Source organism: Kineococcus xinjiangensis (genome assembly GCF_002934625.1).
Classification (GTDB): Bacteria; Actinomycetota; Actinomycetes; order Actinomycetales; family Kineococcaceae; genus Kineococcus_A; species Kineococcus_A xinjiangensis.
Genome location: NZ_PTJD01000009.1, coordinates 64535 through 79121 on the forward strand (window position 1 = coordinate 64535; position 14587 = coordinate 79121).

The window sequence follows — 14587 nt, forward strand, 5'->3', positions numbered from 1 at the left end:
CGCAAGCTACGCATCGTGGCGGTGCAGGGCAAGGTTGGGCGCGGAACTCGCACTCCCGGGGCGGATCGACGACGCTTTCTGAAGGTTTCGGCGCCGAAAACGGAGGCATGAGGGGCGTTGGCGCAGTACGGTCGCCGCATGCGCATCCTCCTCGTGGGCGCCGGTGGCGTCGGTGACGCCTTCGCCAAGACCGCGGCCCGCCGCGACTTCTTCGACGAGGTGGTCGTCGCCGACTACGACCCCGCCCGGGCCGAGCGGACCGTGGCGGCGGTGCGCCGGCGCCACCCCGGCGACGAGCGGTTCCGCGCGGCACGGGTGGACGCCTCGGACGCGGCGGCCGTGACGGCCCTGGCCCGCGAGCACGGCAGCACGCACGTCATGAACGCGGTCGACCCGCGCTTCGTCATGCCGGTCTTCACCGGTGCGCTGGAGGCGGGCGCGGACTACCTCGACATGGCGATGTCGCTGTCGCGGCCGCACCCGGAGGAGCCGTGCTCCCGCACCGGGGTGAAGCTGGGCGACGAGCAGTTCGCGATGGCGCGGCGGTGGGAGGACGCCGGGCGCCTGGCGCTGGTGGGCATGGGCGTGGAGCCCGGCCTGTCCGACGTCTTCGCCCGCTACGCCGCCGACCACCTCTTCTCGGAGATCGACGAGCTCGGCGTCCGCGACGGGGCGAACCTGGTGGTGCGCGACGAGTCCGGCCGGGAGGTGTTCGCGCCGTCCTTCTCCATCTGGACGACCATCGAGGAGTGCCTCAACCCCCCGGTCGTCCACGAGCGCGACCGCGGCTGGTTCACCACGCCGCCCTTCAGCGAGCCGGAGGTCTTCGACTTCCCCGGCGGCATCGGGCCGGTGGAGTGCGTGAACGTCGAACACGAGGAGGTGCTCCTCATGCCGCGCTGGGTGGACGCGCGGCGGGTGACGTTCAAGTACGGGCTGGGTGCGGAGTTCATCGGGGTGCTCAAGACCCTGCACGCCCTCGGCCTGGACTCCACCGAGCCGGTGCGGGTCGGGGGCGTGGAGGTCGCGCCGCGCGACGTGGTGGCGGCGTGCCTGCCGGACCCGGCGACGCTGGGACCGCGGATGACGGGCTCGACGTGCGCGGGGCTGTGGGTGACGGGGCGCGGGAAGGACGGCTCCCCGCGGGAGGTGTACCTGCACCACGTCGTGGACAACGCCTGGTCGATGGCGGAGCACGAGGCGCAGTGCGTGGTGTGGCAGACGGCCGTGAACCCGGTGGTGGCGCTGGAACTTCTGGCCTCGGGCACCTGGAGCGGCACGGGCGTGCTGGGACCCGAGGCGTTCGACGCGGTGCCGTTCCTGGACCTGCTCTCCACCGCGCACGCTTCGCCGTGGGGGTGCGAGGAGCGCACGCCGCGGGGGTGACCGGATCGGAGCGGTGATCCGCGGGGGATCGACGGATGCGACGGTGCGGTGTCGCATCCGTCGATCCGGCGCGGATCACCGCATCCGGTTGCGCCATGCTGGGCCGTCGTTCCGTCCAGCACCGGAGGCATCCATGGCGAAGGCGCGTCCGTCCGTCCAGGCGCCGAACGTCGACCCGATCCGGTTGTCCGGACTGGACGACGGCTCCCCCGACGACCTGCGGGGCGGGGCTGACCTGGAGGGCCTGTCCTTCGCGGACCTCGAGACCGGCGGGCTGGATCTCGCCGGCGCGACGCTGTTCTCGTGCGAGTTCGCGGGCGTCTCGGCCGCGGAGGCCGACCTCACGGCCCTCCGCCTGCGCGAGAGCCGGCTCGCCCGGACCGGCATCCCCGTGCTGCGGGCGGCGCGGTCGGACTGGCGCGACGTCGTCGTCGAGGACTGCCGGTTCGGTTCCTGCGAGCTGTACGACGCGACCTGGCGCAGCGTGCAGGTGCGGAACTGCCGCCTCGACTACGCGAACCTGCGCGGCGCGGACCTCGTGGACGTCGCCTTCGCGGACTGCACGATCGAGGAGCTCGACCTCGCCGGCGCGAGAGTCACCCGGGCGGCCTTCGCGGGCTGCCGCATCGGCCACCTGGACGTCCAGCACGCCGAGCTGAGCCACGTGGACCTGCGCGGCGCGCAGATCGCCTCCGTCGCGGGGGTCCTGGACCTGCGCGGGGCGACCGTCGACGAGGGGCAGCTCACGCTGCTGGCGCCGCTGCTCGCCGCCGGCCTCGGCCTGCGCGTGGAGGAGTAGCGGGAGCCGAGCGGGCAGGGGAAGAAGTGCCCCGGTCGATGCAACGGAGCCGTGCTCGCCGGCGTTGACCTCGTGTGAGCTCCTCCCCAGAAAGCAGCGCCGGCGGCGCACTCCCCGCGCTGCCGCGGCGGAGGGAGGACGGATGAGGGCCCGCGACCGCCTCGCCGCCACCGGTGCCGACGGCGGGCCGGACCCCGCGCCGCGGCGCCCGTCCGGCCGGACCGCGGTGCCCGGGGTGTGGGACCTGGAGTCGCTGGTGGCGTGGAAGGGCCCGCAGCTGGTGCGCCTGGCCAGGGCGCTGCTGCGCGATCCGCACCAGGCGGAGGACGTCGTCCAGGACGTGCTGGCGACCTGCGTGCGCAAGTGGTCGCGCATCCAGTCGGTGGACGACCCCTCGGCCTACCTGAACCGGATGGTCGTCAACGCCGTCACCTCGCTGCGGCGGCGGGCCTGGCGGCGGGAGTGGCTCAGCGATCCCGCCGAGCTGCCCGAGGTGCACCTCGACGACTCCTCCTCCGGGCACGCCGAGCGGCAGCGCTGCCTGGCACTGCTGCGGCGCCTGCCCGACCGGCAGCGCATCGCGCTGGTGCTGCGCCTCTACGAGGACATGCCGGACGAGGAGATCGCGGACCTGCTGGGCTGCTCCACCGGAACCGTGCGCAGCAACGCCCACCGCGGCCTGGCGACCCTGCGCCGACTCATCGCCGAGGAGGATCCCCGTGCCTGAGCGTCCCCCCACCCCGCGCGGCCACCACCCCGGGAACGAGGACGTGGCGACCCTGCTGCGCGCCGCGCTCCACGAGGACGCCCACGCCTGCAGGGTCGACGAGCAGGGCCTGACCGCGGGCACCCGGTCCCGCCTGCGCCGTCAGCAGCGCCACCGCCGCGCGGGCCTGGCCGCAGCGGTCGTCGCCCTCGCCGTCGCCGTCCCGCTCAGCGTGCAGGCGCTGTCCGACCCCACGGTCCGCACCACCCCGGCGGGCACCCCCACCGGCACGCCCGCCACCCCCGCGCCGGCGGCCACGACACCGACGACCACGCCTCCGGCGACCACCACGCCGGGCTCGGCCACGGCGAGCGCGCCGCCGACCCCTGCTGCGCCGACCCCTGTCCCGCCGACCCCTGCGCCGCTGCCCGCCCCGTGGTCCGCCGCCCCGCTGGCCGCGTCCGAGGTGCCCGCGCTCGCACTGGAGGCGTGGGCCGAGGCTCCCGCCGAGTCGCAGGCGACGTGTCCCCTGCTGCTGCCCGCGGGAACGGCGGGCGCCCCGCCGGGGGAGCCGCGCCGACCGGACTTCTCCGGCGAGTGGGCCGTGACCTGGGACGTGCCCGGCACCCCGGGCAGGTTCGGCGACAGCAGCGAGAGCCCCACCGCCGGGCGCAGCACCTACGGCGTGGCGGGCGTGCCCTTCACCGAAGCGGAAGTGGCGGAGAGCCTGCCGCAGTGGCCGTTCCAGCAGGAGTGGAGCGACGGCAGCCGCGCCGGGTACGGACCCGAGGGAGGCGATCCGGAGACGACCAGCACCCTCGCCTACCTCCAGGTGAGCGAGCACCCCGGGTGCCTCTACAACGTGTGGTCGCACCTCGGCCAGGAGCACCTCGAAGCGCTCCTGGAGTCTCTGCGCTACGTGCGGACCGACCCCGCCTGAGCGCGTCGCCGCCGCGCCGGGTCAGCGGCCGCGCCGGATCTGCGACGTGATGCTGCGGTCGGTGATCGCGGTGTCGTTCGCGAGCAGCACCGCCTTGGACAGGATCACGCCGAGGGTGCGGTCCCCCTCGAACGGCAGGAACATCCCGTCCCCGCCCGCGCCGGGCGCCTGCTTCGGGACGATGCACAGGTACTCGTCGTTCGGGCTCATGAGGATGTTGCCCGAGCCGAGGTGGATCTTGTACGTGCGCAGGTCCCCGCGGACGTGGAGGAACCGCTCCTGCACGGTGCAGCGCTCGGCGATCGCCAGGCGCGGCACGAGGCGCGCCAGCAGCTCCCGCCGCGTGGCGGCCGTGGCCGACAGCTCCCCGAAGCCGAAGGAGTGCCAGTACTCCCGGTAGCGGCCCTGCGGGCCGCCGTCCTGCCAGGTCGGGTCGTTGCCCACGCTGGCGACCCCGACGAAGAGGTCCACGTCGCGCAGCACCTCGCTGAGCACGAGGGCGGGAACCTCCGCCAGCGGCAGCGGCTCGACGGGGTCCTCCTCCACCCCGATCCACTGCTCGTAGCCGCCGCCGAGACCGTCGTGGACGTTGCGCGGGGCGTTCACGGGGTAGAAGCGCACCTGGTCGGTGACCAGCCGCAGGTACGCACCGACCTCCGTCACGTCCTCCTGCGCGTCACCCCCGGCGCCCTCGACCCAGAACTCCGCGCGCAGCCCCCACCGGGCCAGCTCGCGCGTGGCGGGCGGGTAGCTGTCCTCGACCATCAGCCGCAGCCGGCTGGCCCAGCCGCGCGCGCCGGTCAGCGCCTGGAACTGGTGCTGGCGCAGCACGTGTGCCGCGAACCTGTTGGAGTACGTGCCCGTGGCGCGCTCGGCGTCGGTGAGCAGGTACACCTCCCGGTGCGCCTGCTTGAAGGGCTGCACGACCCCGTGGCGGGCCAACCACTCCCGCCAGGCGAGGACCTCGGCGACGTCGCGGCCGACGGGGTGCCACAAGGTCACCTGTGCTCCGGCCGCCGGGTGCACCTGCGCGTCGTCGACGTCGCGCAGCGCCCCGTCGGCCCACGCGCAGGGCACGCCGTCGACGACCCAGACGAGGCGGCGGGCCAGCGTGCCGACGAGGGGGTGGTCGAGGTAGCGCTCCCGCCAGGTCGGGTGGGGCCACACCCGCTGCTCGAGGAACATCCGGTCCAGCCGCTCCGCCTGCGCGGCGAGCATCGCCGAGATGTCCTTGGCGGCGGCCTTCAGCTCCGCCAGCTGCTCGGGGTGGTCGCGGCGCACGGCGGCGGGCACCGACTTCACCGCCTTGCCGGCGGTGGTGCGCCAGGTGAGCACGGCCGACGAGCCGCGCACGAGGAGCTCGACGTCCACGTCCCCGAGCCGCTCGCGGCGCGCCCCGACCTCGGTGAGGTCGTAGGTGGGCACCCCGAGCTCCTCGACCTCGCTGCGGCTCAGCCCCAGGGCGCTCGCCCGCTGCTCGAGGGCGGCGTCGACCTGCTTGGCGGTCTGGCGGTAGGTCACGCGGGTGGACAGCCGCGCCAGCTGGGCGAGGGCGGCCTCGCCGTCCATGCGGGACAGCGCCAGGACACCGGCATTGGCCAGCTTGGCGCTGCGGACCCCGACGCCGGGAACCCGGCGCAGCGCCACGTCGACCACCCGCGCGACGGTGCGGGCCGTCGCGGCGTCCGCCGGCAGCAGGGAGAGCAACCACAGCAGCCCCCGCACGGCGGTGACGTTGTGGGGGTCCACCGCGAGGCTCAGGTCACCCCACGCCGGGTCGATCTCGAGGGTGCGGGGCCGGCCGACCAGCTCCAGCCACCCGCACACGTGCCGGCGGAACGCCTCCTCGCCCACCGCGGCCACGAGCGCCGCACCCCGCCGGTCCCACGTCGCGCTCGGCCGGGCCGACGTCGCCCTCAGCACGTGCGCCACCAGCTCCTGCCAGCCGGGGCCGAGTCCGGGCAGCTCCGCCAGGGCACGGTCGGCCCACGGCTCACCGCAGTTCAGGAGCGGGAAGTCCAGCTCGGTGAGCGCTCCGGTCAAGGCGGGGGCGCTCCACGACTCCTCCACGGTGCGGCGGGCCGTGGCGCCCACCGCGGCCGGCACGGGCGTCCCGGTGCGCGCGGCCAGCCGCAGCAGGGCGGTCAGCTCGTCGCCGCACGCGAGGTGCCAGGCCCTCCCCGCCCGGGCGAGCAGCCCCGGCACGGCCGCGGTGACGACCTGCCCCGGGACGTCGCCGGCCAGGTGCTCCAGCAGCCATCCCAGCTGGTCCACCCGGACGTCCTCGCGCGCCAGCAGCTCGGCGGCGAGGGCGTCGCGGACGGGCTCGGCGAGCGCGCCGAGGCGGCGCGCCTGCACGTCGGGATCCCATGGGCGGTACTCCTCGCCGTTCCGGCCGTGCGGGTGGGCGAGGTGCTCCGCGAGCCGGGCCACGTCCTGCGGGCGCACGGCGCTGCGGAGGCCACCCCTCTCGTAGCGGCGCACGACGTCGCGGGCGAGCCACAGGTCCATCAGCCGCCCACCAGCGGCACGAGCTTGAGGAAGACGACCTCGGTGCCGGAGCGCAGGTCCACCTGCGCGTCGAGGTCCGTCACCTGGCGGTCGTCGACGAGGACGAGGAAGCCGTTGCGGGAGAACGCCTCCACCGCGCGGGCGAACTGCGCCTCCGGGTCGATCCGGCGGGGGGCGCGCTCACCGTTGACGGCGCGCTCGGTGGCGGTGGGCTGCACGAGGCCGGTGAAGCGCTCGGGCCGGCGGGCGTGGTGCTCGGCGACCTCCTGGAAGATGCGCCGACGGATCAGCTCCCGCACGGAGAGGGTCTCCTCGAACACCTCCAGCCCCCACGCGTCGCTGCGCTGCCCGGACGTCGTCTCGTCGACGAAGCTGACCACTGCCATGTCCGCAACGGTAGGGACGGCCCCCGACATCCGCGGGCCGCCTCACCCGCCGGGCGCAGCAGCACCCACCCGACGCAGCAGCACCCTCTCCGCCGCCCGGGCCCCGGCGGCGGCCCGGCCTCGTGGGCGGAACAGGACCCCACCCCGTATCGTTGAAAGCTCAACGAGGCGGGGTGGTCCCGGCTCGTGGAGGAGGCAGTCGTGGAGATCGGCATCAGCTCGTTCGCGGAGACCACCCGCGACCCCGCCACCGGCGCGATGATGGAGCACCCGCAGCGGCTGCGCGAGGTCGTGGAGGAGATCGTCGTCGCGGAGCAGGCCGGCCTCGACGTCTACGCCCTCGGCGAGCACCACCGCCGCGACTACGCCGCCTCCGCCCCCGCCGTGGTCCTCGCCGCCGGCGCCGCCCGCACCGAGCGGATCCGCCTCTCCAGCGCCGTCACGGTCCTCAGCTCCGACGACCCCGTGCGGGTCTTCCAGGACTTCGCCACCCTCGACGGGATCTCCGGCGGGCGCGCCGAGATCATCGCCGGGCGCGGCTCGTTCATCGAGTCCTTCCCCCTCTTCGGCTACAGCCTCGACGACTACGACGAGCTGTTCGCGGAGAAGCTCGACCTGCTCCTCGCGATCCGGGCGTCGGAGACGGTGACGTGGAGCGGGAAGCACCGCCCGCCCATCTCCGGTCTCGGCGTGTACCCGCGCCCGGTGCAGGACCCGCTGCCGGTGTGGATCGGGGTGGGCGGCAGCCCCGGCTCGGTGGTGCGGGCGGGCACCCTCGGCCTGCCCCTGGCCGTCGCCATCATCGGCGGGATGCCCGAGCAGTTCGCGCCGCTGGTGGAGCTGTACCGCAGCGCCGCGGCCGAGGCCGGCCACGACCCCGCCGCCCTGCCCGTGGCCGTGCACTCCCACGGCTTCCTCGCGCCCACCACGCAGGAGGCGGTGGACATCCACTACCCGTCCACCGCGATGGCGATGAACACCATCGGCCGGGAGCGCGGCTGGGGCACCTACGACCGGACCAGCTACGACGCCGCCCGCAGCCCCCGCGGCGCCCTCTTCGCGGGCAGCCCCGCGGAGGTGACGGAGAAGCTGCTGCTGCTCCACGACAACCTCGGGCTCGACCGGTTCCTGCTGCACGTCAGCGTCGGCACGATGGCGCACCGCGACGTGCTGCAGGCGATCGAGCTGCTCGGCACCGAGGTGGCGCCGGCGGTGCGGGCGGAACTGGCCCGGCGCGCACCCGCCCCGGCGGGCTGAGGCTCAGGAGGTCCCGGCCCGCGCGTCGAGCTGCGCGCGCAGCTCCTCGTCGCCGGGTTCGACGAGGACACCGCCGTCGGCCCACACCAGGGTCGGCACCCGGCGCTGCCCGGCCTGCAGCCCCCGGACGAGCCGCTCGGCCGCGGCGTCGACCTCCACGTCGACGTAGCGGTAGGGCACGCCCGCCCCGTCGAGCAGGGCACGGCTGCGGCGCACGTCCGGGCACCAGCCCGTCCCGTAGACGACGAGCCCGGCGCGCGGGTCCGGCAGGTCGGACCGGATCTCGACGCGGTTGCGGAGCACCCCGATGCCCTCCACCTCCGTCTCCAGGACGTCGCCGTCGGCGAGGAACCTCGGGGGCTGCATGCCCATGCCCACGCCGCCGGGGGTGCCGGTCAGGACGAGGTCACCCGGTCGCAGGGTGGTGATCTGCGAGACGTAGGAGAGCAGGCGCGCCGGGGGGAAGACGAGGGTGCTCGTGTCGCCGTCCTGCACGACCTCGCCGTTGACGCGGCAGCGCACCCGGAGACCGTGCCCGGCGGGGAACTCCTCGGTGGTCACCAGCACCGGGCCGACGGGAGTGGTGGCGTCGAACGCCTTGCCCTGCAACCACTGCAGGGTCCGGTTCTGCCAGTCGCGCATCGAGACGTCGTTGGCCACGGTGTAACCGGCGATGGCCGCCTCGGCCTGTTCCTCGTCCGCGTGCCGCAGGACGGAGCCGACGACGACGCCCAGCTCCGCCTCCCAGTCGACGCGCGCGCTGCCGCGCACGGTGATGGTGTCGTGCGCGCCGGTGAGGGTGTCGGCGAACTTGGCGAAGAGGGTGGGGTGTGCGGGCAGTTCCCGGCCCATCTCCAGGATGTGGTCGGCGTAGTTCAGCCCGCAGCAGACCACCTTGCCGGCGCGCGGCAGCAGGGGGGCGAAGTCGTGCTCGCCGTCGGCCGTCGTCCCGGTGCGCAGGGCGTCCTCGGCGACGGCGCGCCAGCCGGGGTCGGCGAGCAGTTCCCCCACGTCCCGCGCGGGGAGGAGGGTGGCGGTGCCGTCCTCGTGCAGCACCGCGGCTGCGGTGGCTCCCCTGCCGGTGCGGAGCGTGGCGAGCTTCATGGCGCCTCCTGTGGCGGTGGACGGGTTCCGGGCGGTGCGTTCCGGGCGGTGGGTTCCGGGCGGGGGTCAGCGCAGCAGGCGCAGGAGCAGGTCGCGGCAGAGGCCGTGCGCCTGCGCGCCGGGGGTGATGACGGCGAAGTGGTCGCCGCCGGTCTCGTGGAGCTCGGCGGGGTCCCCGGCGCGGCGGGCGGCCTCGACGTAGTCCGCCGACAGGGCGAACGGGACGGCGCCGTCGCTCCTGCTGTGCACGGCGTGCACGGGCGTCGAGATCGGCAGTGCGCGCATCGGGTCGGCGAGGGCGTAGGGCCCGGGCAGCTCGCCGGGCGCACCGCCCAGGAGGTTCTCCACGGCCCGGTCGCTGAGGGCGAGGCGGTGGGCGGCGGCGAGGTCCAGCACCCCCGCCTGGCTGACCACGCCGACCGGGCGCACCCGCGGCGCGGCCCCCGGCGCCCCGGGAGGCAGCCGGTGGCGGCCCGCGGCCCAGACCGCCAGGTGCCCGCCGGCGGAGTGACCGAGGAGGGCCACCCGGGAGAGGTCCAGCGAGTGGGCCGCGGCGAGTTCGGCGAGGTGGTCGATGCCGGCGGCGACGTCGGCGAACGTCGCCGGCCAGCCCCCGGCACCGGGGGCTCCGCCGCTGCCCGCGCGGCGGTACTCCAGGTTCCACGCCGCGAGGCCGTGCCGGGCGAGGTCCTCCGCCACCGGCGTGCCGAGCTCGGCTGTGTACCTGTCCCGCCAGTAGCCGCCGTGGACGACGACGACCGCGGCGAGCGGCGCCGGGCCGGGCGCCCCGGGCAGGTGCAGCTCGCCCCACTGGTCGGGGTGGGGGCCGTAGGGGATGCGCTGCGCGGTGGCGGGGCCCGTGGCCGACGTGGTCATGTCGTGCTCCTCTCGCCGTCGTCCCGCGGTGCGGGGAGGCGCGGATCGGCGCCCCTAGAGTGGTCGGCATGGTGACGGACGACCCCGCGGGCGAGGAACCCGGCACCGCGGGGGCGGGCCCGTCGAACCCCCAGCAGCTCATCATCACGCTGTTCGGCCTGTACGGCAGGGCGCACGGCGGCGCGCTGCCGGTGGCGGCCCTCGTCCGGCTGATGACCGACCTGGGGGTGGACGCCCCGGCCACGCGCTCCTCGGTCTCCCGGCTGAAGAAGCGCGGGGTGCTGCACAGCGTGAAGGTGGGCGGCCTGAACGGGTACGCGATCGCACCGGAGCTGGAGGAGACGTTCCGCGAGGGGGACGAGCGGATCTTCCACCAGCGGCGGGCCGGGCTGTCGGACCGCTGGCTGCTGGCGGTGTTCACGGTTCCGGAGACGCAGCGCCACGTCAGGCACCGGATCCGCAGCGGGCTGATCCGGATGGGGTTCGGCTCGGTGGCGCCCGGGGTCTGGATCGGACCCGAGCACCTGCGCGAGGCGGTGGACTCCTACATGGGCCGCCACGAACTCTCCCCGTACGTCGACTACTTCCTCGGTGAGCACATCGGGACGCAGCAGACCGCCGCCGCGGTGCGGGAGTGGTGGGACCTGCCGGCCCTGGAACAGCTCTACGCCCAGTTCGCCGAGCACTGCTCCCCCGTCTCGGCGCGGTGGACGGAGGCACGCGCGGGTGGGGCGGCGGATCCCGAACTGCCCCGGCAGGCCTTCGCGGACTACGTGCCGCTCGTGACGGAGTGGCGCCGCCTGCCGTACCTGGATCCGGGGCTGCCGCTGGAACTGCTCCCGCCGCAGTGGCGGGGGCTGGTGGCGGAGCGGCTGTTCGCGGAGCTCGACGGGTTGCTGCGGCAGCCCGCCGCCGCTCACGTCGCCGCCGTGACGGGGGGCTGAGGGTTCAGGAGTCGTCCCGGGGCGCCGCCTCGTCCTGGATCACGGCGATGCCCTGGATCTCGATCATCGCCTCCGGCTGCCACAGCCGGGTGACGCCGATCCCGGCCATCGCGGGGTAGCGGCGCCCGGCCATCTCCCGCCACAACCGGCCGATCTCCTTGCCGTGGGCGATGTAGTCGTCGACGTCGGTGAGGTAGATGGTGACGCTCACCAGGTCCGCCGGCTTCCCGCCGGCCTCCTCCAGGGAGGTCAGCACGTTGCGGAACGCCTGGCGGAACTGCTCGACGATGCCGCCCTCGACGATGCGCATGTCCCGGTCCAGGGCGGTCTGGCCGCCGAGGTAGACGGTGTTCCCCGCCCGGACGGCGTGGGAGTAGCCGGACGGGGCGGGCAGCGAGTCGGGGTTGACGATCACGTTGCCGGGGATCGGGCTCTGCACGGTGACGACTCCGTTCTCGTGGGTTCCACGGCCCCTGCCGGCGAGACGAGGAGGAGAACCTCTGGCACGTCTCCGGCCACTGCGTGTACCGTCCACACTACGTGACGGTCGTCAGAAAGGCGACATACCCAACGACGGGAGGCACCCGATGAGCGCCGTCAGCGAGCACCGCGCCGAAGGCGACGGCTCGGTGTACGCCGGGCCCGACGGCCGCGTGGTCCCGGTCGTCACCCGCGCCGGCCACGAGGACACCGGCACCAGCCAGTCCGGCGACTGCGTGCGCGTGTCCGGCGTGAGCATCCAGCACACCCCCGCCACGCGGATCTGGTTCGGGCAGGTCTCCAACAAGCCCGGCTACCGCTCCCTCCCCCACCACCACGGCGAGGCGGAGACCGGCGGCTACGTCCTGCGCGGGCACGGCCGCATCTACTTCGGCGAGGGCTTCCGGGAGTTCCTGGACATGACCACCGGCGACTGGGTGTTCGTGCCGCCGTTCATGCCGCACGTCGAGGCGAACATGTCCACCACCGAGGACCTGGTGTGGCTCACCACCCGCACCCCGGAGAACATCGTCGTCAACCTCGACGACGTCCCGGACGAGTCCCTGCCCGGCTTCCGGCGGGCGTGAGGCCACCCGTGAACCCCGTCGCACCCCCCACCGCCCCCACCGCCGCCACGTTCCTCGCCGCCCTCCAGCTCGAACCGGCCGAGGCCGAGGTCTACGACGAGGCCTGGACCGCCCGCACCCAGTACGTCCCGTGGCCCAAGGCGTTCGGCGGCGACATGGTCGCCCAGGCCGCCGCGGCCCTCATGCGCTCCGTCGGCACCGACCGCGTGCTGCACTCGATGCACAGCTACTTCCTCCGCCCCGTCGACGTCGGCGCGGGCGTCCGCTACGAGGTCGAGCGGCTGCGCGACGGGCGCGGGTACTCCACCCGGCACGCCCGCGCCTTCCAGAACGGCAAGCCGGTCTTCGACGCCACCGCCTCCTTCTCCGTCCCCGAGGACGGCGACGACGAGGCACCCGCCATGCCCGGCGTCCCCCGCCCCGAGGACCTGCCCTCCGCGGCCGACGTGCTCGCCGGCGTCGACGGGCCCGCCGCCGCGTACTGGTCCGGGGGCAGGTCCTTCGACATGCGCCACGTCGAGGGCCCGCTCTACCTGGAGGCCACCGGGTCCCGCACCCCCCACCAGGCGGTGTGGGTGCGCGCCTTCGACCGCCTGCCCGACGACCCCGACCTGCACCGGGCCGCCCTGGCCTACGTCTGCGACTACACCATCCTCGAACCCCTGCTGCGCTCGCGGGGCCGGGCCTGGGGCGACCCCGGGCTCGTCACCGCCAGCCTCGACCACTCCATGTGGTTCCACCGGGAGGGCCGCGCCGACGAGTGGGTCCTCTACGCCCAGGAGGCGTGCTCCCTGCAGCGCAACCGCGGCCTCGCCCGCGGGCAGTTCTTCGACTCCCGCGGGCGGCTGCTGGCCACCGTGGCCCAGGAGGGGATGATCCGCCCCGGCGCCTGAGCCGCCACCCGCCGGACACCGCGACGTGCACCGACGACGAAGGAGACGTCATGCAGCTGTCCCCGTCCGCGCACCACGACACGTTCACCCGCGACCACCTGCCGCCGGCCGGGCAGTGGCCGACCCTGGAGTTCACCCTGCCGGAACTGCAGTACCCGGACCGGCTGAACGCCGCCGCCGCCCTGCTCGACGGCAGCATCGCCGCCTTCGGGCCCGACCGCCCGGCCCTCCTCACCCCGGACGGCGGGACGTGGACCTACGGCGAGCTGCAGCACCGCTCCGACCAGGTCGCGCGGGTGCTGGTGGAGGACCTCGGCGTCGTCCCCGGCAACCGCGTGATGCTGCGCTCGCCGAACAACCCGTGGCTGGCCGCCTGCTGGCTCGGCGTCCTCAAGGCGGGCGCGGTCGCCGTCACCACCATGCCCGTCCTGCGCGGCGACGAGGTCGCGCAGCTCGTCGAGCGCACCCGCCCCGGCGTCCTGCTCTGCGACCACCGCCACCTCGACGGGCTGCCCGACGGCGCCGGGAACCAGCCGGTGCTCGTCCCCGTGGGCTCGGCCGGACCCGGCGACCTGGTGCAGCGGTGCGCCGCGAAACCCGGCGGGTTCGAGGCCGTCGCGACCGCGGCCGACGACGTCGCCCTGCTCGGGCCGACCTCCGGGACCACCGGCGCACCCAAGATCACCATGCACTTCCACCGGGACGTCCTCGCGATCGCCGACACCTTCGCCCGCCACGTCCTCGCACCCCGCCCCGACGACGTGTTCGCCGGGTCGCCGCCCCTCGCCTTCACGTTCGGGCTCGGGGGCCTGCTCGTCTTCCCGCTGCGCTTCGGCGCCGCGGCCCTGCTCACCGAGCGCACCACGCCGGTGGAACTGGCGCAGCTCAGCCACGACCACGGGGCCACCGTGCTGTTCACGGCCCCCACCGCCTACCGGGCGATCCTCAAGGAGGACCGGGCGGACCTGCTGCGGTCGCTGCGCGTCGGGGTGTCGGCGGGCGAGCACCTCTCGGCGGACCTGTGGCGGGCGGTGCGCGAGCGCACCGGGCTGGAACTCGTCAACGGCATCGGCGCCACCGAGATGCTGCACGTCTTCATCTCCGCCGCCGGCGGCGACATCCGCCCCGAGGCCACCGGCAGGCCGGTCCCCGGGTACCGGGCGACCGTCCTCGACGAGCAGGGCCGGGAGCTCGGCCCCGGGCGGATGGGCCGCCTCGCAGTGATCGGCCCGACCGGCTGCCGCTACCTCGACGACGACCGGCAGCGCGGCTACGTCGTCGACGGCTGGAACGTCACCGGCGACGCGTTCGTGCGCGACGAGGACGGCTGGTTCCACTACCAGGCCCGCACGGACGGGATGATCGTCTCCTCCGGGTACAACATCGGCGGGCCCGAGGTGGAGAACGCCCTGTGCCGGCACCCCGACGTGCTCGAGTGCGCGGTCGTGGGGCGGCCGGACCCCGAGCGCGGCAGCGTCGTCTGCGCCTTCGTCGTGCTGCGACAGGGCGCCGACGGCGACGACGCGAAACGGCGGGAGATCCAGGACTTCGTGAAGTCCACGATCGCCCCCTACAAGTACCCCCGCGACCTGAGGTTCGTTCCCGAACTGCCCCGCAACCCCAGCGGGAAGCTGCAGCACTTCCGGTTGCGGCGGCAGGTGGAGCAGGAGCTCCGCCAGCCCGCCGGCACCGCAGCGCCCTGACCAGCGAGCCCCACC

Annotated in this window: 14 protein-coding genes and 1 pseudogene; 9 read left to right on the top strand and 6 right to left on the bottom strand. The window is 74.8% G+C overall.

What is annotated here, in order from left to right:
* Nucleotides 1–138: 138 nt before the first annotated feature.
* From CLV92_RS13205 to CLV92_RS13220, 4 genes are all read left to right on the top strand, one after another.
* Nucleotides 139–1386 (top strand): saccharopine dehydrogenase family protein, encoded by a 1248-nt coding sequence (locus tag CLV92_RS13205; RefSeq protein WP_104433313.1) that lies wholly within the window; start codon nucleotides 139–141, stop codon nucleotides 1384–1386.
* A 133-nt stretch (nucleotides 1387–1519) separates the two neighbouring features.
* Nucleotides 1520–2185 (top strand): pentapeptide repeat-containing protein, encoded by a 666-nt coding sequence (locus CLV92_RS13210; RefSeq protein ID WP_104433315.1) that lies wholly within the window; start codon nucleotides 1520–1522, stop codon nucleotides 2183–2185.
* A gap of 142 nt (nucleotides 2186–2327) precedes the next feature.
* Complete coding sequence (locus CLV92_RS13215) at nucleotides 2328–2912, top strand: SigE family RNA polymerase sigma factor (RefSeq protein WP_104433317.1); 585 nt, start codon at nucleotides 2328–2330, stop codon at nucleotides 2910–2912.
* Nucleotides 2905–3831 (top strand): hypothetical protein, encoded by a 927-nt coding sequence (locus CLV92_RS13220; RefSeq protein ID WP_104433319.1) that lies wholly within the window; start codon nucleotides 2905–2907, stop codon nucleotides 3829–3831. Before CLV92_RS13215 ends, CLV92_RS13220 begins: the two co-directional genes overlap by 8 nt.
* Nucleotides 3832–3852: 21 nt before the next feature.
* On the opposite strand, the gene CLV92_RS13225 is transcribed toward CLV92_RS13220, so the two are convergent.
* Together CLV92_RS13225 and CLV92_RS13230 are read right to left on the bottom strand one after the other, a co-directional pair.
* On the bottom strand, nucleotides 3853–6342 hold the full coding sequence (locus CLV92_RS13225) for a DUF4132 domain-containing protein (RefSeq protein ID WP_104433321.1): 2490 nt from the start codon (nucleotides 6340–6342) through the stop codon (nucleotides 3853–3855).
* Nucleotides 6342–6728, bottom strand: a complete 387-nt coding sequence (locus CLV92_RS13230; RefSeq protein ID WP_104433323.1) for a hypothetical protein — start codon at nucleotides 6726–6728, stop codon at nucleotides 6342–6344. Before CLV92_RS13230 ends, CLV92_RS13225 begins: the two co-directional genes overlap by 1 nt.
* Before the next feature lie 201 nt (nucleotides 6729–6929).
* Between CLV92_RS13230 and CLV92_RS13235 the strand changes: the two genes are divergently transcribed.
* Nucleotides 6930–7985 carry an LLM class flavin-dependent oxidoreductase gene (locus tag CLV92_RS13235; protein ID WP_104433325.1) on the top strand — a complete coding sequence of 352 codons (1056 nt, stop codon included), beginning with the start codon at nucleotides 6930–6932 and terminating at the stop codon, nucleotides 7983–7985.
* A 3-nt stretch (nucleotides 7986–7988) separates the two neighbouring features.
* Here CLV92_RS13235 and CLV92_RS23070 read toward each other — a convergent pair whose 3' ends face one another.
* The 3 genes and pseudogenes from CLV92_RS23070 to CLV92_RS13245 form a co-directional block, all read right to left on the bottom strand.
* Nucleotides 7989–8267 carry a glutaredoxin family protein gene (locus CLV92_RS23070; protein WP_425433578.1) on the bottom strand — a complete coding sequence of 93 codons (279 nt, stop codon included), beginning with the start codon at nucleotides 8265–8267 and terminating at the stop codon, nucleotides 7989–7991.
* Nucleotides 8259–9089 (bottom strand): annotated as a pseudogene (locus tag CLV92_RS13240) (fumarylacetoacetate hydrolase family protein); the annotation flags it as partial. The gene CLV92_RS23070 and the pseudogene CLV92_RS13240, both read right to left, overlap by 9 nt.
* Nucleotides 9090–9155: 66 nt before the next feature.
* Entirely contained in the window at nucleotides 9156–9965 is an 810-nt protein-coding gene (locus CLV92_RS13245) for an alpha/beta hydrolase family protein (protein WP_104433329.1), read from the bottom strand.
* A 68-nt stretch (nucleotides 9966–10033) separates the two neighbouring features.
* Here CLV92_RS13245 and CLV92_RS13250 point away from each other — a divergent pair, with 68 nt between their 5' ends.
* Nucleotides 10034–10909, top strand: a complete 876-nt coding sequence (locus tag CLV92_RS13250) for a PaaX family transcriptional regulator (RefSeq protein ID WP_104433545.1) — start codon at nucleotides 10034–10036, stop codon at nucleotides 10907–10909.
* 4 nt (nucleotides 10910–10913) lie between these two features.
* Here the strand turns inward: CLV92_RS13250 and CLV92_RS13255 are convergent, their stop codons facing one another.
* Complete coding sequence (locus CLV92_RS13255; protein ID WP_104433331.1) at nucleotides 10914–11348, bottom strand: RidA family protein; 435 nt, start codon at nucleotides 11346–11348, stop codon at nucleotides 10914–10916.
* Between the two features lie 148 nt (nucleotides 11349–11496).
* Between CLV92_RS13255 and CLV92_RS13260 the strand changes: the two genes are divergently transcribed.
* Genes CLV92_RS13260 through CLV92_RS13270 form a run of 3 tightly spaced genes read left to right on the top strand, consistent with a single transcriptional unit; the run spans nucleotide 11497 to nucleotide 14572 of the window.
* Nucleotides 11497–11976 carry a cupin domain-containing protein gene (locus tag CLV92_RS13260; RefSeq protein ID WP_104433333.1) on the top strand — a complete coding sequence of 160 codons (480 nt, stop codon included), beginning with the start codon at nucleotides 11497–11499 and terminating at the stop codon, nucleotides 11974–11976.
* Between the two features lie 8 nt (nucleotides 11977–11984).
* A complete protein-coding gene (locus CLV92_RS13265) occupies nucleotides 11985–12869 on the top strand; it encodes an acyl-CoA thioesterase (protein WP_104433335.1) in 885 nt (294 codons plus the stop codon).
* 50 nt (nucleotides 12870–12919) lie between these two features.
* Nucleotides 12920–14572: an AMP-binding protein gene (locus CLV92_RS13270; RefSeq protein WP_104433337.1), complete on the top strand. Its 1653-nt coding sequence runs from the start codon at nucleotides 12920–12922 to the stop codon at nucleotides 14570–14572.
* Nucleotides 14573–14587 lie beyond the last annotated feature (15 nt).

Bases quoted from the DNA above. Each gene is read 5' to 3' on its own strand.
- CLV92_RS13205 (WP_104433313.1), top strand. From the start codon at position 139: ATGCGCATCCTCCTCGTGGGCGCCGGTGGCGTCGGTGACGCCTTCGCC.
- CLV92_RS13210 (WP_104433315.1), top strand. From the start codon at position 1,520: ATGGCGAAGGCGCGTCCGTCCGTCCAGGCGCCGAACGTCGACCCGATC.
- CLV92_RS13250 (WP_104433545.1), top strand. From the start codon at position 10,034: ATGGTGACGGACGACCCCGCGGGCGAGGAACCCGGCACCGCGGGGGCG.
- CLV92_RS13245 (WP_104433329.1), bottom strand. From the start codon at position 9,965: ATGACCACGTCGGCCACGGGCCCCGCCACCGCGCAGCGCATCCCCTAC.
- CLV92_RS13270 (WP_104433337.1), top strand. From the start codon at position 12,920: ATGCAGCTGTCCCCGTCCGCGCACCACGACACGTTCACCCGCGACCAC.
- CLV92_RS13225 (WP_104433321.1), bottom strand. From the start codon at position 6,342: ATGGACCTGTGGCTCGCCCGCGACGTCGTGCGCCGCTACGAGAGGGGT.
- CLV92_RS13260 (WP_104433333.1), top strand. From the start codon at position 11,497: ATGAGCGCCGTCAGCGAGCACCGCGCCGAAGGCGACGGCTCGGTGTAC.
- CLV92_RS13215 (WP_104433317.1), top strand. From the start codon at position 2,328: ATGAGGGCCCGCGACCGCCTCGCCGCCACCGGTGCCGACGGCGGGCCG.
- CLV92_RS13230 (WP_104433323.1), bottom strand. From the start codon at position 6,728: ATGGCAGTGGTCAGCTTCGTCGACGAGACGACGTCCGGGCAGCGCAGC.